Source organism: Sphingorhabdus profundilacus (genome assembly GCF_009769755.1).
In the GTDB taxonomy this organism is placed as follows: domain Bacteria; phylum Pseudomonadota; class Alphaproteobacteria; order Sphingomonadales; family Sphingomonadaceae; genus Sphingorhabdus_B; species Sphingorhabdus_B profundilacus.
The window spans coordinates 954,054-978,919 of sequence record NZ_SDWJ01000001.1 but is presented as its reverse complement, the minus strand read 5'-3'; the positions used below and the strand labels follow the sequence as shown (position 1 = coordinate 978,919).

At 54.7% G+C, this 24,866-nt stretch carries 19 protein-coding genes; 16 read left to right on the top strand and 3 right to left on the bottom strand.

All coding sequences use genetic code 11. The features are described 5' to 3' along the window. Positions 1-31 precede the first annotated feature (31 nt). The 5 genes from scpA (at position 32) to EUU23_RS04450 (ending at position 7,065) form a co-directional block, all read left to right on the top strand. Positions 32-2,245: a methylmalonyl-CoA mutase gene (scpA, locus tag EUU23_RS04470; RefSeq protein ID WP_160352887.1), complete on the top strand. Its 2,214-nt coding sequence runs from the start codon at positions 32-34 to the stop codon at positions 2,243-2,245. Between the two features lie 123 nt (positions 2,246-2,368). Next, positions 2,369-3,376 (top strand): biotin synthase BioB, encoded by a 1,008-nt coding sequence (gene bioB / locus EUU23_RS04465; protein WP_160352886.1) that lies wholly within the window; start codon positions 2,369-2,371, stop codon positions 3,374-3,376. A 217-nt stretch (positions 3,377-3,593) separates the two neighbouring features. After that, on the top strand, positions 3,594-5,672 hold the full coding sequence (locus EUU23_RS04460) for an acetyl-CoA carboxylase biotin carboxylase subunit (RefSeq protein WP_160352885.1): 2,079 nt from the start codon (positions 3,594-3,596) through the stop codon (positions 5,670-5,672). A gap of 4 nt (positions 5,673-5,676) precedes the next feature. Then, positions 5,677-6,534 carry an aldose epimerase family protein gene (locus tag EUU23_RS04455; RefSeq protein ID WP_160353532.1) on the top strand — a complete coding sequence of 286 codons (858 nt, stop codon included), beginning with the start codon at positions 5,677-5,679 and terminating at the stop codon, positions 6,532-6,534. A gap of 126 nt (positions 6,535-6,660) precedes the next feature. Next, entirely contained in the window at positions 6,661-7,065 is a 405-nt protein-coding gene (locus tag EUU23_RS04450; protein ID WP_160352884.1) for an MAPEG family protein, read from the top strand. A 2-nt stretch (positions 7,066-7,067) separates the two neighbouring features. On the opposite strand, the gene EUU23_RS04445 is transcribed toward EUU23_RS04450, so the two are convergent. Beyond that, positions 7,068-7,835 carry a cyclase family protein gene (locus EUU23_RS04445; protein ID WP_160352883.1) on the bottom strand — a complete coding sequence of 256 codons (768 nt, stop codon included), beginning with the start codon at positions 7,833-7,835 and terminating at the stop codon, positions 7,068-7,070. A 110-nt stretch (positions 7,836-7,945) separates the two neighbouring features. On the opposite strand from EUU23_RS04445, the gene EUU23_RS04440 reads away from it, so the two are divergent. Both EUU23_RS04440 and alr read left to right on the top strand, forming a co-directional pair. After that, on the top strand, positions 7,946-9,532 hold the full coding sequence (locus EUU23_RS04440; RefSeq protein WP_160352882.1) for an MFS transporter: 1,587 nt from the start codon (positions 7,946-7,948) through the stop codon (positions 9,530-9,532). A 30-nt stretch (positions 9,533-9,562) separates the two neighbouring features. Then, entirely contained in the window at positions 9,563-10,603 is a 1,041-nt protein-coding gene (gene alr / locus EUU23_RS04435) for an alanine racemase (RefSeq protein ID WP_160352881.1), read from the top strand. A 115-nt stretch (positions 10,604-10,718) separates the two neighbouring features. Here alr and EUU23_RS04430 read toward each other — a convergent pair whose 3' ends face one another. Beyond that, the gene (locus tag EUU23_RS04430) at positions 10,719-13,637 is read right to left on the bottom strand and encodes a TonB-dependent receptor domain-containing protein (RefSeq protein ID WP_246156267.1); all 2,919 of its coding nucleotides are present in this window, start codon (positions 13,635-13,637) and stop codon (positions 10,719-10,721) included. Here EUU23_RS04430 and EUU23_RS14115 point away from each other — a divergent pair. From EUU23_RS14115 to rnr, 4 genes are all read left to right on the top strand, one after another. Then, positions 13,555-13,731, top strand: coding sequence for a hypothetical protein (locus EUU23_RS14115; RefSeq protein WP_246156345.1), 177 nt, complete (start codon positions 13,555-13,557; stop codon positions 13,729-13,731). The genes EUU23_RS04430 and EUU23_RS14115 overlap by 83 nt on opposite strands. A 563-nt stretch (positions 13,732-14,294) precedes the next feature. Next, a complete protein-coding gene (gene phaR, locus EUU23_RS04425) occupies positions 14,295-14,840 on the top strand; it encodes a polyhydroxyalkanoate synthesis repressor PhaR (protein ID WP_160352879.1) in 546 nt (181 codons plus the stop codon). A 39-nt stretch (positions 14,841-14,879) separates the two neighbouring features. Next, on the top strand, positions 14,880-16,409 hold the full coding sequence (gene proS / locus EUU23_RS04420; protein WP_218939498.1) for a proline--tRNA ligase: 1,530 nt from the start codon (positions 14,880-14,882) through the stop codon (positions 16,407-16,409). A gap of 174 nt (positions 16,410-16,583) precedes the next feature. Next, positions 16,584-18,845, top strand: coding sequence for a ribonuclease R (gene rnr / locus EUU23_RS04415; RefSeq protein WP_343032676.1), 2,262 nt, complete (start codon positions 16,584-16,586; stop codon positions 18,843-18,845). 39 nt (positions 18,846-18,884) lie between these two features. On the opposite strand, the gene EUU23_RS04410 is transcribed toward rnr, so the two are convergent. Next, positions 18,885-19,340 carry a universal stress protein gene (locus tag EUU23_RS04410; RefSeq protein WP_160352878.1) on the bottom strand — a complete coding sequence of 152 codons (456 nt, stop codon included), beginning with the start codon at positions 19,338-19,340 and terminating at the stop codon, positions 18,885-18,887. Positions 19,341-19,493: 153 nt separating this feature from the next. Here EUU23_RS04410 and EUU23_RS04405 point away from each other — a divergent pair, with 153 nt between their 5' ends. From EUU23_RS04405 to EUU23_RS04385, 5 genes are all read left to right on the top strand, one after another. After that, the gene (locus EUU23_RS04405) at positions 19,494-20,774 is read left to right on the top strand and encodes a pyruvate dehydrogenase complex dihydrolipoamide acetyltransferase (protein WP_160352877.1); all 1,281 of its coding nucleotides are present in this window, start codon (positions 19,494-19,496) and stop codon (positions 20,772-20,774) included. 115 nt (positions 20,775-20,889) lie between these two features. Next, entirely contained in the window at positions 20,890-21,372 is a 483-nt protein-coding gene (locus EUU23_RS04400; RefSeq protein ID WP_343032693.1) for an endonuclease domain-containing protein, read from the top strand. Beyond that, positions 21,366-22,760, top strand: coding sequence for a dihydrolipoyl dehydrogenase (gene lpdA, locus EUU23_RS04395; protein WP_160353529.1), 1,395 nt, complete (start codon positions 21,366-21,368; stop codon positions 22,758-22,760). Before EUU23_RS04400 ends, lpdA begins: the two co-directional genes overlap by 7 nt. 44 nt (positions 22,761-22,804) lie before the next feature. Further along, positions 22,805-23,458, top strand: a complete 654-nt coding sequence (locus EUU23_RS04390; protein WP_160352875.1) for a phosphatase PAP2 family protein — start codon at positions 22,805-22,807, stop codon at positions 23,456-23,458. Positions 23,459-23,541: 83 nt separating this feature from the next. Continuing rightward, positions 23,542-24,846: a Xaa-Pro dipeptidase gene (locus EUU23_RS04385; RefSeq protein WP_179956506.1), complete on the top strand. Its 1,305-nt coding sequence runs from the start codon at positions 23,542-23,544 to the stop codon at positions 24,844-24,846. The last annotated feature ends 20 nt before the right edge of the window (positions 24,847-24,866 follow it).

Here is a 24,866-nt window from a genome sequence, read left to right as displayed (position 1 = left end):
CCTGAAAGAGAGAGGGCATTGGGAAGATCGAATGACAAGTTACGACGATTGGAAAAAGGCAGCGGATAAAGAGGTCAAGGGTAAGGACCTGACCTGGCACACGCCAGAGGGTATAGCCGTAAAGCCGCTGTATACGTCCGATGACGCAGGCGATCCGGGTCTTCCCGGTTTTGCCCCATTTACGCGGGGCGTGCGGGCGTCAATGTATGCGGGTCGACCGTGGACCATTCGTCAATATGCAGGCTTTTCTACCGCCGAAGAATCCAACGCTTTTTATCGCCGCAATCTGGCAGCGGGGCAGAAGGGTCTTTCGGTAGCCTTCGATCTTGCAACGCACCGTGGTTATGACAGCGACCATCCCCGCGTTGTCGGCGATGTCGGCAAGGCAGGCGTCGCGATAGACTCCGTCGAGGATATGAAAATCCTGTTTGACGGTATTCCGTTGGACCAGATGTCGGTCAGCATGACGATGAACGGCGCGGTCATTCCCATCCTCGCCTTCTTTATCGTAGCCGGTGAAGAACAGGGCGTTTCACAAGCGCAACTGGACGGGACTATCCAGAATGATATTCTGAAAGAGTTCATGGTCCGCAACACCTACATCTATCCGCCCGAACCTTCGATGCGGATTGTGTCGGACATCATCGCCTACACCAGCGCGCATATGCCCAAGTTCAACAGCATTTCGATTTCCGGCTATCATATGCATGAAGCCGGCGCGACGGCGGTGCAGGAACTGGCCTTCACCATCGCCGACGGCAAGGAATATGTGCAGCGTGCCATGGCAAGCGGCTTGGACATCGATGCCTTTGCCGGCAGGCTGTCGTTTTTCTTCGGCATCGGCATGAACTTTTTCATGGAAGTGTCCAAGCTACGTGCCGCGCGGACATTGTGGCACCGTGTGATGGATGGTCTCGGCGCAAAGGACGAACGCTCCAAGATGCTGCGGACCCATTGCCAGACGTCGGGCGTGTCGTTGCAGGAGCAAGACCCCTATAATAATGTCGTCCGTACCACGATCGAGGCGATGGCCGCGACCTTGGGTGGAACCCAGTCGTTGCACACCAATGCGCTGGACGAAGCCATAGCATTGCCCACTGAATTTTCGGCGCGGATCGCGCGCAATACCCAGATCATATTGACCGAGGAAACCGGGATCACCAAGGTCGTCGATCCCCTCGGCGGCAGTTTTTATGTCGAAGCATTGACTGCGGAACTGGTCGATCAGGCTTGGAAAATTATCGGCGAGGTCGATGAACTGGGCGGCATGACCAAGGCGGTCGCGTCCGGCATGCCCAAGCGATTGATCGAAGAAGCCGCTGCTGCGCGGCAAGCACGGGTGGACAAGGGCGAGGACGTCATTGTCGGGGTCAACAAATACCGGCTCGGCACCGAGGAACAGCTCGATACGCTCGACATCGATAATGATGCAGTTCGACAGGGGCAGATTGCGCGATTGGCCAAAACTCGTGCAGCGCGTGACGAAGCGGTCTGTCAGCGGGCCCTTACTGCCCTGACCGAGGCCGCCCGCCACTCCCCGTTCGAGTCGAGCGAAGTCGAGACACCGGGAAGTAGCGCGCGAACCGATGGGCCTCTCGGCGTTGCTCGAGGCGAACGGAATTTTGAAGACAATTTGTTAGCCAGAGCGATCGACGCAGCCCGCGCTCGTGCAACATTAGGTGAAATTTCGGACGCGATGGAGACCGTCTTCGGTCGCTATGCCACCACCCCCGTTCCTGTAAAAGGCATCTACGGCAGCGCGCATGAATTTGACGCGGCTTGGGCTTTGGTGGTCGAAGGTGTCGACGCCGTTGGCCGCCGCCTCGGCCACAAACCCCGCGTCCTCATCGCCAAAATGGGCCAAGACGGGCATGATCGCGGTGCTAATGTGGTCGCAAGCGCTTTCAGTGACATGGGCTTCGACGCCATTAGCGGACCGTTGTTCCAAACGCCGGAGGAAACGCTTGCGTTAGCTCTTGAAAAAGACGTCGACGCAATCGGCGCATCATCGCTCGCTGCGGGTCATAAAACAAATATCCCCAAACTCATCCACCTCCTGCGCGAAGCGGGCCGCCCTGACATCAAAGTCTTCGCCGGCGGCGTTATCCCGCCGCAGGATTATGAATTTCTGCGCGACGCAGGTGTCGTCGGTATTTACGGACCGGGCAGCAACATCGTCGAATGTGCAGGCGACATATTGCGTCTGCTTGGCCACAATATGCCGCCTTTGGGAGAAGCTGCTTGACCCAAACAATAAAACTCTCTGCGGTCTTTGCTTCCTCTGCGCCTCTGCGCGAACCAAAAAACGTTGCAGGTTTCGGGCAGAGGCGCAGAGATCACGCAGAGACCGCAGAGAAGAGATTTATCTATGATTGTTAGAACCGACTGGACCCGCGAAGAAATCGCGACACTGTTCGACCTGCCGTTTGATGAACTGGTCTATCAGGCCGCAACTGTCCATCGCGCGCATCATGCAGTGGGACAAATTCAGCTTTGCACCTTGCTGAGCATCAAGACTGGCGGCTGTCCCGAAGATTGCGGCTATTGCAGCCAATCGGTGAAGGCCGATAGCGGGGTCGAGGCCACCAAGTTGATGGATGTGCAGGCGGTGCTGCAAAAGGCGGCGCAGGCGGCGGACAACGGTTCACGCCGTTTCTGCATGGGGGCTGCATGGCGCAACCCCAAGGACCGCGACATGCCCGCGATTGTCGAGATCGTGAAGGGCGTGCGGCAGATGGGCATGGAAACCTGTATGACCTTGGGCATGTTGTCGCCCAAACAGGCCGATATACTGGCCGAGGCGGGGCTCGATTATTACAACCACAATATCGACACCTCGCCCGAACGCTATAACGAGATCATCACCACGCGGACGATGGAGGACAGACTCGACACGCTGGCCGAAGTTCGCCGTGCTGGCATCAACGTGTGCAGCGGTGGCATCGTCGGCATGGGCGAAACGCGCGCCGACAGGGTGGGCTTCATCCACACGCTGGCGACCTTGCCGGCCCACCCCGAAAGCGTTCCCGTCAACGCGCTGGTGCCGGTGAAGGGCACCGTGCTGGGCGATATGCTCGCCGATACGCCACTGGCGAAGATCGACGATATCGAATTCGTCCGCACGATTGCCGTGGCGCGTATCACCATGCCGATGAGCATGGTGCGGCTGAGCGCGGGGCGCGAGTCAATGTCCGAGGCGACGCAGGCCTTGTGCTTCATGGCGGGCGCGAACAGCATATTCACCGGCGACAAACTGCTCACCGCAGCCAATGCAGGCGACGACAAGGACGCGGCGATGCTGACGAAGCTAGGGCTGGTGCCGATGGAGGCAGAGGAGCCTCTGCGAGCTTGCAAGGCTTTGGAGGCGGTGGAGTAAAAGTTATGAGTAAGAAAACCTCACTTCTACTAACGCTAGCTTTTTGGACGGTCTGCGCACTCTACGGCTACTACCGCGTGACAGGATGCCCCGCCAATGCCACGCCTGAGGCCTGCGCTATCGGGCAAGCTCGTCTAATGAATTTTTACTACATAGGTACCGGTGCCTTGTTGATTGTCCTGCTTGGGATTTGGTGGACCGGGGCAAGGAAAAAATAATGTTCAAAAAAATCCTGATCGCAAACCGTGGCGAAATTGCTTGCCGGATCATCAAGACCGCGCGGCGCATGGGGATCGCGACCGTTGCGGTCTATTCCGATGCCGATGCGCGTGCGCCCTTTGTGCAGATGGCCGACGAAGCGGTGCATATCGGGCCTTCGCCTGCGGCGCAGTCCTATCTGCTCGCCGACAAGATCATCGCGGCGTGCAAGCAAACTGGCGCGGAGGCGGTGCATCCGGGCTATGGTTTTCTGTCCGAACGCACCAGCTTTGCCGAGGCGCTCGCTGCCGAAGGCATTGCCTTCATCGGCCCGCCTGTGAACGCGATTGCCGCAATGGGCGACAAGATCGAGTCCAAGAAACTCGCGCTGGCGGCGGGCGTCAATGTCGTCCCCGGCTTTGTCGGCGAGATTGACGATACCGAACATGCGGTGCGGATTTCGGCGGAAATCGGCTATCCCGTGATGATGAAGGCCAGCGCTGGCGGCGGCGGCAAGGGAATGCGGCTTGCCTATAATGAACAGGACGTGCGCGAAGGGTTTGAAGCCACGAAACGGGAAGGCCTGAATTCGTTCGGCGACGACCGCGTGTTTATCGAGAAGTTCATCCTCAATCCGCGCCATATCGAAATCCAAATACTGGGCGACCAGCATGGCAATATCCTTTATCTGAACGAACGTGAATGTTCGATCCAGCGACGGCACCAAAAGGTGGTGGAGGAAGCACCTTCGCCTTTCGTTACGCCAAAGATGCGGAAAGCGATGGGCGAACAATGCGTGGCGCTTTCGCGTGCGGTTGGCTATTACTCCGCAGGCACCGTCGAACTCATCGTGTCGGGCGCCGACCCCAGCGGTGAAAGTTTCTACTTCCTCGAAATGAACACCCGCTTGCAGGTCGAACACCCTGTCACCGAATGCATCACCGGGATCGATCTGGTCGAACAGATGATCCGCGTCGCCGCTGGTGAAAAGCTCAGCATGACGCAGGACGACATCAAAATCGACGGTTGGGCAATCGAGAACCGCGTCTATGCCGAAGACCCCTATCGCGGTTTCCTCCCTTCGACAGGCCGCTTGACCCGCTATCGCCCACCAATCCCCCAGAAACCGTTCACATCGAGCGAAGTCGAGATGCCCCAAGATCGGGCGCGAACGGACGGTGTCTCGACTTCGCTCGACACGAACGGATTAAGAGGTGTAGGCGGAGTGAGAGTAGACGACGGCGTCGCCGAAGGCGGCGAAGTCAGCATGTTCTACGATCCGATGATCGCCAAGCTGGTCACTTGGGGGGCAACGCGCGACGAAGCCGCCGACTTGCAAATCGCAGCGCTCGACCGGTTCGAAATTGAAGGCCTGGGCCATAATATCGATTTCGTCAGCGCGATCATGCAGCATCCCCGCTTTCGTTCAGGCGAGTTGACGACTGGCTTTATTGCAGAAGAATATCCCGATGGATTCCATGGGGCACCGGCAGACACAGACCTCATTAAATCGTTGGCGGCCATTGCCGGATTTATCGCAACAGCAGAAGCCGATCGCGCACGTCAGGTTGACGGCCAGTTGGGCAGCACGCTTCCGCCTCCTTCGCGCTGGCAGGTCAAGATCGGCGATGCGGTACACAACATAGAGATGGATGATGGCGCTATTTTAGTTGATGGCGAAGACTTTGCCTTGTCGATGGAATATGTACCCGGTGACCGTCTGATCGAGGCCGAAGTCGGCGAAGAGGAATTGGCTGTCAAAGTGGCAAAGACCCGAACAGGGTTCAAACTAAACACCCGCGGCGCAAGCCACATGGTCCGCGTTCTACCCGGACATATTGCCCATCTGGCCGCGCATATGGTCGATAAGATCCCGCCCGATCTGTCAAAATATCTCATTTGCCCCATGCCCGGCCTAATCACTGCAGTGCATGTGTCCGTCGGTGACAAGGTGGAGGCGGGACAGCCGCTGGCCATCGTCGAAGCGATGAAGATGGAAAATATTTTGAGAGCAGAGAAATCAGGCGTGGTGAAGAGCATTAATGCCGTCGCTGGGGAGAGCCTTGCAGTCGATGCCGTCATTCTAGAGATGGAATAAAGCAATTTTAGTCGATAATGTCATCCGGATTGCCAGCGGCGACAGCGAATGTTTCATAAGGCCGTCCGCCGGTGGGTCGCTGTCTTCGTGGAGTGTCGGTGGCCAACATCTGTTCCGATGCGCGGGGCCGGATCGAAACCCTCTGGAATCCGCCTCTTTTCCATTAGTCCCCTATTCGAACCGCATTGGCCATGCACAGTTTAGCTGGGATGGAACAAGGTACGCGCTGCCGGCCCATGTACAGGCGGCACCTCATGCTATTCACGGGATCGGGTGGGAACGTCCGTGGCACGTACACCACCATAATCCTGACTCGGCGATATTATTCTTATCCCATCCTGGCGATCGTGATTGGCCTTGGCCGTTTGAGGCCGAACAGCATATATTCATTGGCCAAAATTGGCTTGAGCTTCGTCTCATAGCCAAAAATACGCATAGTGCCGCAGTCCCTTTGGCGTTTGGACTTCACCCATATTTTAACAGTAAGAACGCATCGTTGCGATTTGAGGCGGGAAATTTCTACCCATCTGGGGCCGACAATTTACCGCTCGAAGGTGAACAGATCGGTGCCGGAAACCAGTTTGAACATGGCAAAGCAGTAAGCGAAGTAGATGTTGATAATCTATATGGCCAATGGCTTGGTACTGCACGGATTGAGTGGGAAGGGGAACGCCTTGCATTAGAGATCACATCCGATTTGCCGCACGCCGTCGTTTACACGCCTGTCGAAACCGACTTTTTCTGTTTCGAACCGGTACCACATATCAACAATGCCATAAATCGTTCCGATGGCGACATGCCGGTGATCGAACCGGATGAGCGTTTTGTGGCAACTATCCGCTTTTGCGGAATTCCAGCTTGAGCTGTGCGCGCCGGTCTGCCATCAATGCCACGCGGGAGGCGGCGAAATGGCAAAGTCATTTGGGAAACCGGAATCTGATCAGACCCAGATCCTGCGTTCGCGTTGTTTGAATGGTGAGACGCTGAAATGACATTACCTGTAACTGCTTTCGTCGCCGCTATTTGCGCGATCATGTTGCTGATCACCGCGATGGATACAGTCCGTCACCGGATGCGGGCGAAAATAGCCTTTGGCGATAATGCGGATCAGGGGATCATCAGTGCAAGTCGCAGCCATGGAAATTTGGCGGAGAATGCGCCCATTGTTATATTGATGCTGGCTTTTCTGGAAATGAGCCGAGCCAATCATATGGCGTTGATGGCTATTGGTGCGCTTTTTCTTGCCGGCCGTGTTTCCCATATCATTGGCCTTTACGCGAAAGCTGAACCCGGCAAGCCACCTTTACCCCGCAGTATCGGGGTTATCCTGACTTGGATTACTCTTGCATCGTTGAGCGGTTGGACGATCGGCCTTTTGGCCGCTAACAACTGACTTTATTCAATTATGGCAACCGCGCGGATCCAGCCTGCACTGGCGCGCTCTATTTTCACGGGAAAGCAACTCAGCGTCCAGCCAAAGGCGGGCAGGGACTCCAGATTGGTCAGTTTCTCAATCTGATAATAGGGCATGATGCGTCCGGCTTTATGCCCTTCCCAGATGATATCCGGATCCCGCGTTTCCGCCCAGCGACGGGCCGTATGGCTGAAGGGGGCGTCCCAGCTCCATGCATCGGTGCCGACGACGTGTACGCCATGTTGGGTCAGATACAGCGTCGCTTCTGCCCCCATACCACAACCTTGGTCGGTGAAGTTGTCGGTCCCGTAAACGGCGCCTGACTGGACGAGTACGATATCATTCGGTCTCAGCGTATAGCCGACACGCTCAAGTTCATTTTCTACTTCCTGCGCGGTAACGACATGACCGGCGGGCAGATGTGAAAAGTCGAGTTTCACCCCTGGCCGGAAAAATAGGTCAAGTGGCGCTTCGTCGATCGATGGGGCAGGGGTCGCGCCGCTGTCTGTCGTCGAATGAAAATGCCAGGGGGCATCCATATGCGTCCCGTTATGGGTGCTCAATGTCAGGCTTTCGACGGCCCATCCTTCGCCATCGGGCAAATCCTCGCGCGTCAGCCCCGGAAAGAACATCGCAATCTGCTCCCATGTGTTCTCATGGGTCATATAGGTGATCTGCGGCCGCATGACCGGCGGGTCGGAAACGACATCATTGGTGATAGGGATGGATAGGTCAATGAAGCGGGGCATAGGTCTCTCCTCAGCCGGAAAGCTAAGGGCGGTTGTGGATAAACGCAACATGCCGCTTGAACCGCGCTTCGTTCGCGATAAGACAGGGGCAAGAGCTTGAGGGGATAAATATGGCGGACGCCGCTGCAACCGAAGTCGTGCTTGATCCGAAACGGGATCGGCTGGTCATTACCGCATCGTCCTTGGGGACCGTGTTCGAATGGTATGATTTCTTCGTCTACGGCATATTGGCAGCCCTGATCGGCAAACTGTTTTTTCCCGCCGACAATCCCACAGCAGCAACGCTGGCTTCTTTAGCGATCTTCGGGGCAGGTTTCGGGGTCCGTCCTTTCGGTGCCATCCTCTTTGGATATTTTGGCGACAAGATAGGCAGAAAATATACTTTTCTCGTCACCATCACCTTGATGGGCGTCGCGACTGCGGCCATCGGTATGTTACCGACATTTGAAACTGCGGGTCTGTGGGCAGCGGGAATGCTGTTACTGCTTCGTTGCTTGCAAGGTCTGGCTTTGGGCGGCGAATATGGCGGAGCGGCAATTTATGTCGCTGAACACGCGCCTGACGGCAAACGCGGCCAGTATACAAGCTGGATACAGGCTTCGGTCGCAGGTGGATTTTTGCTTGCGGTGATCGTCGTTTTGGCAACACGCCAGTCGATGAGCCCCGAAGCCTTTGAAGAATGGGGATGGCGCATACCTTTCCTCACCTCGATTCTGCTTTTGGCGATTTCGCTCTATATGCGGTTGAAGCTGTCAGAAAGCCCGGTTTTCAAGGCGATGAAAGAAGCGGGCACGACGTCCAAAAATCCCTTTGTCGATAGCTTCAAATATCCCGGCAACATCAAGCGCATTTTCGTGGCGATGTTCGGTGTCGCAGCGGGATTGACGGTGATTTATTATACATCGCAATTTGGCACGCTTTATTTCCTTACCGGAACAGCCCGCGTGCCTGAAACCGACGCTTTGCTATATATGGCGGTAGGCGCAGCCCTGGCGGCGCCCACTTATGTGGCATGCGGATGGTTGTCCGACAAATGGGGTCGGAAACGTCTGCTACTGCTGGGCTATGCCTTGGCGATTGTCGGTGTGTTTCCCATTTTCTGGATGATGGCCGATGCTGCCAATCCGGCGTTGGCAAGGGCTACAAAAAGCAATCCGGTCACCCTTTCGCTGCCCGAATGTGATTTCAATGCGCTCAACCGGGTTCATGAAAGCGAATGTGCGGAGGCACTGAACTTCCTGACCAAACGCGGCATTGCCTATAGTAAGGTTGAAAGCGATACGGTGACCTTGAAAGTCGGGTCGGCCGAATTGAAGGGTTTTGATGAAAAATCCTATATAGCGACGCTTGAGCGTGCCGGTTATCCTGACAAATCCGATCCGGCGGAACGACAGCCGTGGAAAATTATCCTGTCGGTATTCCTGATGGTCGCCTTGTCAGGAATGACCTATGGGCAGGTTGCTGCCATCATGGTGGAAATGTTTCCGGCAAAAATCCGCTATACTTCCATGTCGATACCCTATCATATCGGCACCGGCTATTTTGGAGGTTTCCTCCCCTATATTTCGCAATATATTGTGGCGCAGACGGGTCAGCCATTTTCCGGCCTATGGTATACTGTCGCAGTTACCGCGATGGCCTTTGTGGTGGCGTTGATCTGGCTTCCGGAAACGTCGGGACGAACCGAGCTGGATTGACAGTTTTGCCATCGCAGGCGAAGGGCAGCCATGGTTGAATTTTCCTCGCCGCTTCGATTACATCTTGATGGAGCCACTTTGGTCGCCAATTGGCGCTATATGCAGTCGCAGGGAAACGCAGCATGTGGCGCAGCGGTGAAAGCCAATGGCTATGGACTTGGTGCAAGACAGGTCGTGGCGCGATTGCGGGACGCAGGATGCCGTAATTTCTTTGTGGCCCATTGGGGCGAGGCGTTGGAAATCGCCGATTTGGTTCCGCCTGAATGGATCGCGGTTTTGAACGGGATCGAAGCGCGCGAAATTCCTGCGATCAAACAACTGGGCGCCATTCCAGTTCTCAATACTCCACATCAATTGGCGCTTTGGAAAGCCTCTGGTGGCGGCACGTGCCACGTCATGGTCGATACCGGAATCAATAGGCTGGGTATTGGCCCTGAACATGTCTCGGATGCTCTATTTGCAGGATTGGATATCGATTTATTGATATCACACCTTGCGTCGGCTGACGAAGATTCCCCACAAAATGCCGCACAATTGGACCGATTCCAGCAATTGTCCAAACTGGTCACGGCGAACCGATATAGCTTGGCCAACAGTGCCGGGGTGTTTCTTGGGCCCGATTATCACTTCGACCTCGTCCGGCCAGGACTTGCGCTATATGGTGGGGTAACAAGGCCGGAAATGGAAGCGGCAATAAAGCCCGTTGTCAAACTTGCGGCACGGATTTTGCAAACAAGATGGCTGCAAGCCGGTGATAGTGTCGGCTATAACGCGACCTATATCTGCTCGTCACCAACACAGGTTGCGACGATATCAATCGGCTATGCCGATGGATATTTACGCAGCTTTGGCGGCGTTGGTTTGCTCGATTTAAATGGCAAATCAGTCCCTGTGATCGGGCGGGTATCGATGGACTTGGTAACTGTAGACATCACAAGCATATCAGATGCCATAGAGGGCGACTGGATCGACGTTAATTACAACTTGGCGAAAAACGCAAAGTTGACCGGCCTGTCACAATATGAATTGCTCACCAATTTAGGAAAGCGATTTGAATATATTTGGAGTTAAGGCGGATAGGTTGGCAAACCGTTTGCAATCTGGATCATAGAAATATGTAAAGCACCTGCCCAAAAAAAGGGCGACGATTTCTCGCCGCCCCTTCTTGAATTGGAACCTATCGGTCTCAGTAGTTGGCTTTGAAGCCCAGATAGAAGAACCGACCACGGTTATCATAGATACCGCTTCCGCCGCCGATTCCTGTCAGACCCAATGGTGGTTCTTTGTTCAGCAGGTTGTTTACACCGGCATAAAAATTGAACTTGTCGGTCACATCAACCGCAACCTTGATGTCGTGATAGAAAACCGATGGGTAGAAAAGCGTTTCCGAAGCATCGAGGTTTTGAGCAGGATCTCCATTAAGTGGGAAGATGCTGGTATAGCCGACCTGAAGCTGCTTGCCGATGAAGCGCAGATTATAGCCGATATCAACTTTCCCGATTTTCAGATTTGTATCCCACGAGAATTCATCAACCGGATCGCCCAACTGATAAAGAAGACGTGTGATAAACGCAGGATCCGTGGGATCCTGGAATGTGTCATTCTGGAAGGTGTGCGTGTAATTCAAACGCGTTGACAACTTGCCGATACCATCAATTTCTCGGTTATAACCGACCTCAACGTCGATCCCGCGAACCTTGAAGCCCGCAAAGTTAACGCTTGATTGCAACAGACTTCCTTCGAGCACCTGGAACAAGACTTCTCCATTTGGACCCGCCGCAGTTGTATTGCGCTGAAACAGCCCGCAGAACGGGTTGTTGAGCGTGGCCAAATCATAACATTGGTTCAAAATGGTCTGTGCACCTACCGATGCAATCGCTTTGTTCACCTTAATATCAAAATAATCCGCCGAAATCGACAGCCCTGGAACAAAGGACGGCTGGAATACCCCGCCCACAGTCAGAGAATCAGACGTTTCTGCTGCCAGATCCGGGTTACCACCACTGACAATTTCCAATGATTGCGAATAAATGAAGTTATATCCTGCAGGTGCCCCGGCCGCTGTACAATTGGCCGCGCGATTTGCGGTACCGTTTGCCAAGTTATTCAACGAACAAGGATCAACAACGGTTGCAAAATTCTGACCAGGAACAGCAAACAGTTCGGACAGATTAGGCGCCCGGACTGCGCGACCATAGTTGGCGCGGAGTTTCAGATCATCGATCGGCGCATATTCTATGCCGGCATTATAGCTGTAAACTGTACCGGCGCCTTGCTTATAATCTGCGACGCGGCCAGCAGCCGTTACTGTCAATTCCTTTGCAAATGGCAAGTCTTTCAAGAACGGAATGCGAATTTCGCCAAATGCTTCCTTCACTTCAAATGCTGGTGATGTGAATGTTGGAATAGCGTTGTAGAATGTATACCCCGCATTGACCAAAGGATCTTGTGTGTAGAAGTTGGTTTCCTTGCGATATTCCGCGCCGATAGCAAAACCGACAGGGCCACCTGGAAGCTCAAACAATTGGCTCAAGTCGCCGGAAACAAATCCGTTCACGTCAAATTGCGTGATTTTTCCCTGGGCCGTAGTGTCAGCCAGCAAATAGTTTCGCTGCGCCTGAGTGAATTGGCCACCAAACACGTTGATGGGAACGCAAGCGGCAACATCTGCTGCAAGGATGGCGGCATCACCAACTGTATCGATTGCCGCAGCTGGATTGATTGTTGAGTTACAGACGACTTTTCCACCCTGCAGCGGATCTGCGACTGCATCAATTGCCAGCAAGAAGCGCTGCGTATTCAAGTTACCAAGAATGCGATTCTTTTCCTTGAATTCCCCGTAGTTAACCGAGGCTTCATATTGCCAATCATCGTTGAAAGTGCCTCGGACGCCAAGAACGCCACGATAGGTTTCACGTTCAAAAAGTTCCTTGCGAGCGCCAAGGCCTGTCATGTTCAAACGAACCGAGAATCTGGAGGCGCCAGTAGGGGCAACGCCGTTGGCCAATGTCAATTGCTGGGTAAGCAATGCACGTGCCTGCGCGGTCAAGAATGGGTTATCAAGACGAGGACGTTCACGTGGGTCACCGCCAAGCGTCGTACCGGTGATAAATGCAGGGCCCGAATTTCCGGTGCCGGCTGCATCCGTGCGAACATATTTCGCTTCAAAGAACGGCTGGAACGCATCGGAAACATCAAAATGGCCAATGACATTTGCCGAATAACGGTCAAGCTTTGGTGAAAGCTGGATCTGGTCGCCACCGCGGAAATTTTCACCATTACCACCAATGAAGCTACCATTAGGGCCAAGTCCGACCCGAATGCCGGTAAGCGGTGCCAAAGTTCCATCTGCATTAAATTGCAGCGGCACATTGTAGAATCCGCCCAATGGATCAAGCCCGCCATTGAGAGCGGCATTGCCGCCAACGCGGACAACGCCGGTGTTTGACAAGCCTGCGCTGCGAATGTTGCGTAAGAAAATTGTGTCTGCAATACCATCGCTATTGCCGGCTACGCCGGTGTCGCGATCCACTGTTATAAAAGCATCTTGCGATGCAATAAATGGACGATTGGCACCGAAATATTGCTCTTGACGCGCATATTCGAGGCTCACGGCAATATTACCACGGCCGTCAGCAAAGTTCTGACCACCAGTTGCAGAAACAAAATATGATCCCGCATCTGAATATTCACTTATTCCGCCCTGACCGCGAAGCTGCAGTCCTTCAAAATCCTTTTTCAGGATGAAGTTAACAACCCCGGCAATGGCGTCAGAACCATAAACAGCCGAACTGCCGCCGGTCACGATATCAACCCGTTCAATCAAATCGGTCGGGAATGTATTTGTATCTGGCGAAACGCCGTTGCTTAGAATGTCGGAGCCGACGTGACGGCGCCCATTGACCAAGACCAATGTACGCTGCGTTCCCAAACCGCGAAGGTCGAGCAGGTTAAGACCGGCAGTTCCAAGGAAGCGCGTTGAGTTTGCCTGGCTGAATGTGCTGCGGAGCGCAGGAAGCTGGTTGAGCTTGTCACCGATGGAAATCACGCCTGATTCAAGAAGGTCTTCGCCCAGCACGCTGGTGACCGGTACCGACGAGGTCAGGTTAGGCGAAGAAATGCGCGAACCGGTAACCAAAATCGGTGCGCCATCGCCTTCTTCTTCTTCAACTGCGGCTTCGTCGGCCGGTGCAGTTTGAGCGAAGGCTGGCGCGGAAAACGCCAAAACGACACAGGCAAGCGAAGACGCCGCCAAAAAACGTGACTTTCTCATATATATTAGCTCCCCAGCTATTAGTTGTTTGAAAAACAATCTCACGGGTAAAGCGTGCATGTCTGTTGTGTGCAAGCGCTAAGCAGGTTGGGAGTTAATTTTGGCTCGACTGTTGCCGATCTGCCACATGAGGCGCGTGGACGACGAGTCTCGTAATTTAACAATTTAAGTTATTACTAGTGAGAATATTGTAATATTATTACACAGGTTAGTCGCCGCTGTTTTCAAAATGACTTTTGACACGAAAACATGATCAAATGCGCTAGTGATAACTTTCATACAAGTTTTTTCGATTGATCGCCTTGTTCCGATGGGGCGGGCATCCTAATTCCCGCTTCCATGTCATGTTTTATGTCAATTCAGTGACAAGCTTTCATCAGGCTCGGCGATACCGATTCGTGAAACCTGATTAGGATACGCCATCTATGTTGCAGTGCAGGATAATCTAGTGCTAGTGGATGGAGGTTAATCCCGAAAGGAACATGGTTCATGGCACGCGCAGCCAGTAAAAGCGGGGACGGCCCGATCATCATCAAAAAATACGCCAATCGGCGACTGTATAATACACAGTCATCCAAATATATAACACTTGATTTCCTTGCCGAGTTGACTCGAAAAGATATAGATTTCAAGGTATTGGATGCAAAAACCAATGATGACATCACGCATGGTGTATTGACCCAGATCATCATGGAGGAGGAAAATAGCGGTCAACAAATGTTGCCCGTCGGTTTTTTGCGGCAGCTTATTTCAATGTATGGCGATTCCATGCAGGGAATGGTTCCGCAATTTCTGGAAAGTTCCATGGATAATTTCCGGAAGAACCAGAAGCAGGTTCAGGAAGTTATTGAAACAGCGATAACGTCGGGGCCGTTTGGACATATCGCAAAACAAAATATCGAATTCATGCGTTCTGCCAGGGAAGCGCTCATGCCCAATTTGACAGGTAAAAAGCCTGAAAAATCGGAGAGCCTTGCCGAATTGAAACAGCAAATGGCGGCTTTGCAGGCGAAGATCGATAAGCTGTCTTCTTAATATAAATATAAATAATTCAAATAAATAGCGGATATTGTTTTGACAAAAAATGCATTAAACGTCACCCGCGCGCAAAACTTTGCCAGCTGGTATCAGGAAGTTATTTCAGAAGCCGATCTTGCCGAAGAATCTGGTGTGCGCGGGTGCATGGTGATCCGGCCATGGGGATATGGCATTTGGGAGCGCATTCAAAAGTTGATGGACGCGCAAATCAAGGCTGCCGGGGTCGACAATTGCTATTTTCCGCTGTTCATCCCGCTATCTTTTTTTGAAAAGGAAGCGGACCATGTCGAGGGTTTCGCCAAGGAAATGGCGGTCGTAACGCATCACAGGCTGGTCAGTGACGGTAAAGGGAAGCTGATTCCCGACCCTGAATCCAAGCTGGAAGAACCATTGGTCGTTCGCCCTACATCAGAAACGGTAATCGGTGCCGCGATGAGCCGGTGGGCCCAAAGCTGGCGCGATTTACCTTTGATGGTGAACCAATGGGCAAATGTCGTGCGCTGGGAAATGCGGACTCGCATGTTTTTACGCACCAGTGAATTTTTATGGCAGGAAGGGCACACGGCCCATGTCGACAGGGCAGATGCCCTTAAGGAAACCATGCGCGCGCTCGAAATGTACCGCGTTTTTGCCGAAGGTCCACTTGCCATGCCTGTTATGGCGGGCGAAAAGCCCGAAAATGAGCGATTTCCAGGCGCCGTCGCAACCTATTCGATCGAAGCAATGATGCAGGATGGCAAAGCCCTGCAGGCCGGAACGTCGCATTATCTCGGCACCGGCTTTGCGGAATCTTCAGGGATCCGGTATCAGGACAAAGAGGGCAGCCAGCAATATGCACACACCACCAGCTGGGGTGTCTCGACGCGTTTAATTGGCGGGGTCATCATGACCCATGGCGACGATGACGGCTTGCGCTGTCCGCCCCAGATTGCACCGCACCAGATTATCATCATTCCGATGCTGCGCGACAATGAGGATGACGAGGCGGTTTTAGAATATTGCCGCGCCCTGCGTACCGAATTGCTGGCGCTTTCGGCGTTCGGTGAGCCACTTCGTGTATTGCTCGACACCAAAGCGACCAAGGCGTCCAACAAACGCTGGTCCTGGGTCAAAAAGGGTGCGCCGATCGTTGTCGAAGTCGGTCCTCGCGATGTCTCCGAGGGGAAAGCAGCGGTTTTACGGCGTGACCGGCTGTACAAGGACGATGGCAAGCTCGCCACAGCCTTCACGCCACGAGCTGAATTTGTCAGCGGCGCTGTTGCAATGATCGAAGATATTCAGGCCACGCTTTATGCGGAGGCGAAGGCCCGCATGGACGCCAATATCCGCCGCGATGTGACCGACCTCGCCACCCATTTTGCGGGCGATGAAGCCGGATTTGCCGGATGGGTCGAAGTGCAATGGGCACGGCCGACGGGTGCTGTGCTCGATCAGATTGTCGAGCAGTTGAAAGCTCTGAAACTGACCATGCGTAACAGCCCGCTTGATGCAGCTCCTGTAGTTGGCTCATGTTTCTTTACCGGAGAGCCAGCGGTCGAGCGGATTTTGATCGGGCGGACTTATTAGGGTTCGACATTTTGTTCGCTCGAAGACGCGAAGACACGAAGGATTTTGACTGATGCCGAATGTGGAAGAGTTATCGGCTATAGTTGTCGATATTGCATTCGGCATGCACCGTGACAATCATAGAGACTTCGCGTCTTCGCGTCTTCGCGCGAACAATGACATCGTGCATTCACTGTGAAGAAGGCTCAGCCCTTCGGTCTTCCAACCCGCGACCAGATCATGGCGTTTATCCAATCGTCAAACGAACCTGCCGGAAAGCGTGAAATTGCGCGTGAATTCGGGTTGCGTGGGAATGAGAAAATCGCGCTCAAGGCGCTGCTGAAGGATATGACCGACGAAGGGCTAATCGATATGGCACCGGGTCGCGCATTTCATAAGATGGGCGGCGTACCCAAGGTTACGGTTCTCAAAATCGTCGGCATTGATGGCAACCAGCCTGTTGCTGTTCCCGAACATTGGGAAGCCGAGGGCATCCCGATCCCCAAAATCCGTGTTGTGGAGGCCAAGGGAAAGCGTGGGGCGCTTGGAATAGGCGACCGGATCCTTGCCCGCACCGAAGAGCGCGGCAACGGCTGGACGGCGCACGTCATGAAAAAGCTCGCCAAGGGAAGCGAGCAGATATTGGGCGTGGTCGAAAGTGGCGACAATGGCCGTTTCTGGCTGAAATCCGTAGATAAAAAGGCGCGTTTCGACACGCCCATTGGTGAGGTTGGGGATGCGAAGGCCGGTGATCTGGTCCTGGCAGAGCTTACCGGTAACGCACAACGCAAGTCGGCGCGGGTGACCCAAGTGCTCGGCGATCCCTTTGCGCCGAAAAGCTTTAGCCTGATTGCGATCCACAAATATGGCATTCCTTTTGAAATGCCGGAAAATGCCGAAGTGGAGGCCGCTTTGGTCAGCCGCTTGCCGGTCACCGCGGACCATCGCGAAGATTTGCGGCATTTACCGATCATCGCGATCGACCCACGCGACGCCCGCGATTTCGATGATGCCATTTGGGCAGCGCCCAATGCGGAGACAGGCGGCTTTGATGCCATCGTCGCCATTGCCGATGTCAGCTATTATGTCCGCCCCGGCAGCGCGCTCGACCGCGAAGCCGTCAAACGCGGAAATAGTGTTTACTTCCCGGACCTCGTGGTCCCGATGCTCCCCCACGCCTTGTCCTCCGACAAATGCTCATTACGGGCAGGGGAAGATCGGGCGGTGATTGCTTGCCATCTGGCGATCGGCAAGACCGGACAAGTGACGTCATGGCGTTTTGCCCGCGCTGTGGCCCGGATTTCCGCCAATATTCCCTATCCCGACGCGCAGGCGGCAATAGATGGAAAGATGGAAAATCCCCTGCTGGAGACCGCGCTCAAGCCGCTTTGGGCGTGCTGGCGGTTGCTGGCGCGGGCAAGGAGCAAGCGCGCGCCGCTGGAACTGAACCTACCGGAAAAGCGGATCACGCTCGACGAGCAGGGGCGCGTCACGGGCGTTGCGGAGCGTGAGCAACTGGAGGCGCACCGGTTGGTCGAAGATTTCATGATCGCCGCAAATGTCGCCGCCGCAAAAGCGCTGGAGGCAAAGAAATCGCCGCTCATCTACCGCGCGCACGAACCGCCGAGCCGCGAAAAGCTGGTCGCTCTCAAGGAATATCTGCAGACCTTCGACATTGATTTCGCGCTGGGCCAAGTCATCAAGCCTGAGACGTTCAATATGATCCTGAGCAAGGTCATCGACGAGGAAATCCGCCCACAAATTATGGAAGCAGTGCTTAGGAGCCAGACCCAGGCCTATTACGGTCCGACAAATGTCGGCCATTTCGGCCTGTCGCTTGGCAGTTATGCCCACTTTACCTCGCCCATTCGTCGCTATGCCGACCTGATCGTCCACCGCGCGCTTGTCAGCGCTTATGGCCTGGAAATGCCAAAGCCGAAGCTGAATGATGTGGAGCCGATGACCGGCTTGACCGATGTTGCGGTCGCCAAGCTTGGCGCCACGGCCGAAGCAATCAGCCGCACCGAACGCCGTGCCATGGAAGCCGAGCGCGAGACCACCGACCGCTACATCGCCGCCTATCTGTCGGCACATGTTGGGGAAATTGTGCAGGCGCGCATCACCGGCGTGCAGAATTTCGGATTTTTCGCAACAGTTGAAGGGGTTGGCGGCGATGGCTTGGTGCCTGTATCAACTCTAGGCAAGGACTATTTCCATTATGACGAGGCGAGCCAGACCCTGATCGGTGAAAAGACACGGCAGGAATTCCGGCCCGGCATGCGTCTTGAACTGCGGCTGGCCGAGGCCAATCCCGTGTCGGGGTCGCTGCGCTTCGAATTGCCCGAAGGCGGCAGCTATGCCTCTGATCGGCCGAGGCACAAGGGTAAGCCGCGCAAATTTGACACAGGAAAACGTGGACGCCCCCAGAATATCCGGCATCAGGGAAAGAAGCGATAGCCCGTAGCTTAATCACGATCCCAAATTTGCGTTCTCGGCCTAACTAAGGTCATCCAAACCTTTATCACTGAGTGACCCGGGAATCACCATTACCGGGCAGGGCAAAGTTCCCGCGTTAATACCGGTAAAATGTGCGATGAGTGGCCCTGGCGCACCTTGAGCCGCCGACCCCAGCACAAGCGCGGCTATTTCGGGATGTTCGGCTAGCATCGCTTTTACAACTTCAATGGCGTCGCCTGATTTAACGGTGATGGCCGGTCGCACGCCTAATTCTTCGAATATTGATCCGGCTGCAGCGGTCACGAGTTCTTCCGCCCGAACCCGCGCTTCTGCCTCCATCGTGGCCTGAACACCGCCCCACGCAACAAAATCAGCCTGTTCCACAAGCGCCAAGATATGAACTGCGCCCCCCGTTTTTGCGGCGCGGCGCGAGGCAAACCGCAAGGCAAGCCGCGCTTCGTCCGTTTCGTCAATGACCACCAAATATGTCCGCATGCGTACCCCCCGGCTTGTCCTTGTTGTTCAAGCCATTATGAATTCGTATAGCCTGCGCGAAATTTGAAGCCTTGGCAACCTTATCGCGCTTGACGCTGGGGAAAGCTTGGCTATTCGATGAACTGAAATCTTGACCCAGAAAAGGCCGTTCGAATGCCCATAGAACTTAAAATGCCCGCACTTTCCCCGACAATGGAAGAGGGTACGCTTGCGAAATGGCTTGTGAAAGAAGGGGACAAGGTTTCGTCAGGTGATTTGTTGGCCGAAATCGAAACCGATAAGGCAACCATGGAATTCGAAGCGGTTGATGAAGGCATTATCACGAAATTGATGGTGGCAGAGGGCACCGATGGGGTAAAGGTCGGGACGGTTATCGCCACGATTGCAGGTGAAGATGATGACTCCACACCTGCGCCAAAGGCCGCGCCTATATTGCCAAAGGCCGAAGTTGCCGCACCGGTACAAGCTACGCCGGCACCGCCTGCCGCTTCTATCGCACCAACCGCGCCATCCCATGACGACCGGATAAAGGCCAGCCCTCTCGCCCGCCGCATCGCAAATGAACGCGCGATTGACCTTTCAAAAATTTCCGGCACTGGACCGAACGGTCGTATCGTCAAACATGATGTCGAAGCCGCTGCAGGTGGCAACCTTGCCGGACCTGCTCCGATTGCGGCGGCCATACCGCAAGCTGCTTCTGCGCCTGCGGCCCCCGCGGCCCCTGTTCCTGTCCCCGATTATGGCATTCCGCATGAAGCGATCAAGCTGACCAACATGCGTAAAACTATTGCCCGTCGCCTGACCGAGAGCAAGCAACAGGTGCCGCATATCTATCTGACGGTCGATGTCCGACTTGACGCCTTGCTGAAATTGCGGGGCGAATTAAATGCCGCGCTTGAGGGGCAGGGCATTAAATTGTCGGTCAATGACCTACTGATAAAAGCTTTGGCTAAGGCATTGATGCAGGTGCCAAATTGTAATGTGTCTTTTGCGGGCGATACTATGTTGCAGTATAGCCGCGCCGATATCAGCGTCGCGGTCAGCATACCGACCGGCCTGATCACACCGATTATCGTAGATGCCGGTAACAAGTCGGTTTCGGCTATTTCGACCGAAATGTCTGCGCTGGCCGCCAAGGCCAAGGAAGGCAAGTTGCAACCCCATGAATTCCAGGGCGGTACCGCGTCCATCTCCAATATGGGCATGATGGGTATCAAGCAGTTTGAAGCCGTCATCAACCCGCCACAAGGCATGATCCTGGCCATAGGTGCAGGTGAAAAGCGCCCCTATATCGTCGACGACGCATTGGCGATTGCGACCGTCATGAGCGCCACCGGCAGCTTCGATCACCGCGCCATCGATGGGGCGGATGGGGCGATGCTGATGAAGGTGTTCAAGGAATTGGTGGAGAAGCCTCTGGGGTTGGTGGCTTAACAATGGCCCTTTTGGAGTCATTTCTATTTTATCAGGGCCGGGAAGGTTGAGTTTTGAAGTAGGCACGCCGCCCCCCTCTCCCCTTGCGGGAGAGGGAGGGGCCCGCCGCGAAGCGGTGGGAGGGTGTGGGGTCGCGTCGCGGCAAGCGACGCAAAAGACTTTGGTGCAAGTTCAATCCCGTCATGAGCTATTGAAAAAGCGTGCGAGATATATGCGCGCTAATCCCACAGATGCCGAACGGAAGCTTTGGTATATCCTGCGTGATAAGCGGCTGAACGGGTTGCGATGGCGTCGACAACAGGTAATTGATGATCGCTATATAGTCGATTTTGTCTGCTTTGAGTATCGGTTGATTGTTGAAGCGGATGGCAGTCAGCATGTAGCAAGTGAAGCCGATGTCAGACGCGATGTTTGGCTAATGGGTCAAGGCTTCTGCATTCTGCGTTTCTGGAATGGCGACATCTTGAACAATATGGAAGGCGTGGCAGAAGCAATTATCGCTGCGCCTCGAAATAATACCGCACAGACGTGCGGCGCCCCCACACCCAACCCTCTCCCGCAAGGGGAGAGGGCTAACGAGCATGGAGCTAAATTGTGAGCAATTACGACCTTATCGTCCTCGGCTCCGGCCCCGGTGGCTATGTCGCCGCGATCCGTGCCGCGCAGCTCGGTCTGAAGACAGCCATCGTCGAGCGTGAGAATTTGGGCGGGATCTGCCTTAACTGGGGTTGCATTCCCACCAAGGCATTGCTGAGGTCGGCGGAAATCTACCATTATATGCAGCATGCGGGTGACTATGGCCTGACGGCGGCGAATATCAGCGCAGATATCGATGCGGTGGTGAAGCGCTCACGCGGTGTAGCCAAGCAGCTCAATCAGGGCGTCACGCATCTGATGAAGAAGAACAAGATCACCGTCCATATGGGCGACGGCAAGCTGACCGCACCGGGCAAGCTAAGCGTGACCAAAGACGGCAAGGTGGAAGAACTCACCGCCAAGAATATCATCATCGCCACCGGCGCACGCGCACGCGATTTGCCCTTTGCGCCTGCTGACGGAAAGCGCATCTGGACCTATCGCCACGCAATGGTGCCGCCGGAAATGCCCACGAAACTGTTGGTTATAGGTTCCGGCGCCATCGGTATCGAATTTGCGAGCTTCTATAATGACATGGGCGCTGAGGTGACCGTTGTCGAAATGATGGACCGCATTGTTCCCGTTGAAGACGCCGATGTCTCAACTTTCCTTGAAAAGTCCCTGAAAAAACAGGGAATGACGATCATGACCGGTGCGGGAGTCGAAAGCTTGAATGCCACGGCAAGCGGCGTGTCCGTTGCGATCAAGGGCAAAGATGGCGCCGTCGTGAATGGCGAATATACCCACTGCATCGTCGCCATTGGCATTGTGCCCAATACCGAGAATATCGGATTGGAAACGCTGGGCATCACGACTACCAAAGGCCATATCGATACCGACCCGATGTGCCGCACCAATGTGCCGGGCATCTGGGCAATCGGCGATGTGACCGCGCCGCCTTGGTTGGCGCACAAGGCCAGCCATGAAGGCGTTATTGCCGCCGAAGCGATCGCCGGAGGTCATCCGCATGCCATGGACCCGAAAAATATCCCGGGCTGCACCTATTGCCATCCGCAGGTTGCCAGCGTTGGCCTGACCGAAGCCAAGGCCAAGGAAGCCGGCTATGACGTGAAGGTCGGCAACTTCCCTTTCATCGGCAACGGCAAAGCCATTGCGCTGGGCGAGGCAGAAGGTTTCATCAAGACCGTTTTCGACGCCAAAACTGGCGAATTGCTGGGCGCGCACATGGTGGGCGCGGAAGTGACCGAATTGATCCAGGGCTATACCATTGGTAAAACAGCTGAACTGGTCGAGGCCGATTTTATGCACACCGTATTCCCCCATCCGACCCTGAGCGAGATGATGCACGAAAGTGTGCTGGGGGCTTATGGCAAAATGTTGCATATGTAGAATGTCGCCGTCTGCCAGAGTCGAGACGGTACAATAGGGCTAATTTGCTGACGCTACCTATCCGCCTTTTAAGCGCCGCCTTGCTGCTGTTTGCCCTTGTTATTGGCTTGGGCTTTGCGGTGGATGATGGCCATTTTCGGGCGTTCGACCTCACCGTCTCCGACGCGCTGAATATGCAACGTGGCGTGACCCCTGAATGGCTGATCCTGACTATGCAGGGCGTTAGCTGGATTGGGGGCGGGGCGCAGCGTTATGTCATTGTGGCGATCCTGACTTTGGCTCTTTGGCGCTGGTGGGGCTGGGGCGCGGCGCTTGCTATGGGGCTGACAACCTTGGTTTCCGCCTTTACGTCTGACGTCATGAAGGCATTTTTTGGTCGGGTCCGTCCGGATCTGGTGCCGCAACTGGATATCATCCACAGTCCGGCCTTTCCCAGTGGTCATTCGAACAATGCCGCCGTGGTCTATATCCTGTTCATCATGCTCGTACCGCAGGCACGGCATCCCCTTTGGCGGGCCGCAGCGGCCGTCATGATAGTCCTGACCGGCATATCGCGGATCATGCTCGGCGTCCATTGGCCGACCGATGTTCTGGGTGGCTGGATGCTCGGCACGTCCTTTGCCTTGGCTGCGGCGGCGATCATTGCCTATCGCCAGCGTCAGCGCACGGCCCATTTTCCGTCGGTCCTCTCGCCTTAATCTGCGCGATGGCGTTTTTCTCTGTCCACCGCGCCATGTTTTTGCCATCTTGTCAGAATCGAATTGCTGCAGGATGTAAGAATATGAAAAGAAATGTGAACTTCGGGACGAAAGCTCGGATTTTGGCGCTTTGCAGCGCCGCACTTTTTACCACTGCGGCGAACGCGCAGAATATCGTCATCACAGCTGACAAGATGGTCGATGTGCTGACCGGGAAGGTCGTCGAATATCCAGCGATTTTCGTCGGGGAAGACGGCCGGATATCCAGCATTGCAGACGCGCGCACGGTGAAGTGGAGCAGCGACGTCAAGCATATCAATCTGTCGGGCAAGACATTGCTGCCCGGATTGATCGATATGCATGTTCATCTCGATAGTCCCGCCGACATTGGAGGCTATCGCGGGTTGGAGTTCACCGACAGCTTTTGGGGCATGGCTTCCGTTGGTAATGCACATGCGATGCTAAAGGCGGGTTTTACGACTGTGCGGAATGTCGGTTCTGCCAACCGAAATGACATTGGCCTGAAACAGGCGATTGAAAACGGCTATGCTGTGGGTCCGCGCATTGTTCCGGCAGGTTATGCGCTCGGTGCAACTGGCGGACATTGCGATTCTACCTTCCTGCCACCCAGCCTTGAAAAAGCCGAAAAGGAAGAGGGCATCGCCGACAGCCCGGATGAACTCCGCTATCAGGTCCGGCGCCAACGCAAATATGGCGCGGAAGTTATTAAGGTATGTGCCACAGGCGGCGTTTTTTCCCGCAACACCGAACCTGGGCAGCAGCAGCTTTCCGAGAGCGAACTACGCGTTATTGCGGACGAGGCGCATCAATGGGGCCTTCGGGTCGCGGCACACGCGCATGGTGGCGACGGCATCAAGGCCGCTATCAAGGCGGGGATCGATACCATTGAGCACGCAAGTCTGGTCGATGATGAAGGCATAAAGCTTGCAGCGGCGCGGATACGTCCGGTCTGGTTCTCAATGGATATCTATAACACCGAATATACACAGGCGGAGGGTGCGAAGAACGGCGTGCTCGAAGATAATCTTAGAAAAGACCGGGAAGTTGCTCAAATACAAAGGGATAATTTCCGTAAGGCACATAAGTCCGGGGTCAAAATGGTTTTTGGTTCGGACGCCGGCGTGATGCCACACGGCGATGTTGGCAAGCAATTCCGCGTCATGGTTGAATATGGCATGACCCCGCTTGAAGCTATTCAAGCCGCGACACGCAATGGCGCACTGGCGCTGGGCCGTGAAAAAGATGTCGGGGCCATCGAGGTTGGACGTTATGCCGATATCATTGCGGTCGACGGTAACCCTTTAACAAATGTGCGCGAGTTGGAGTCGGTCGATGCAGTTGTAAAAAGTGGCAAACTGATCGAATGAAGTCGGCCTGTTCAGCTTGG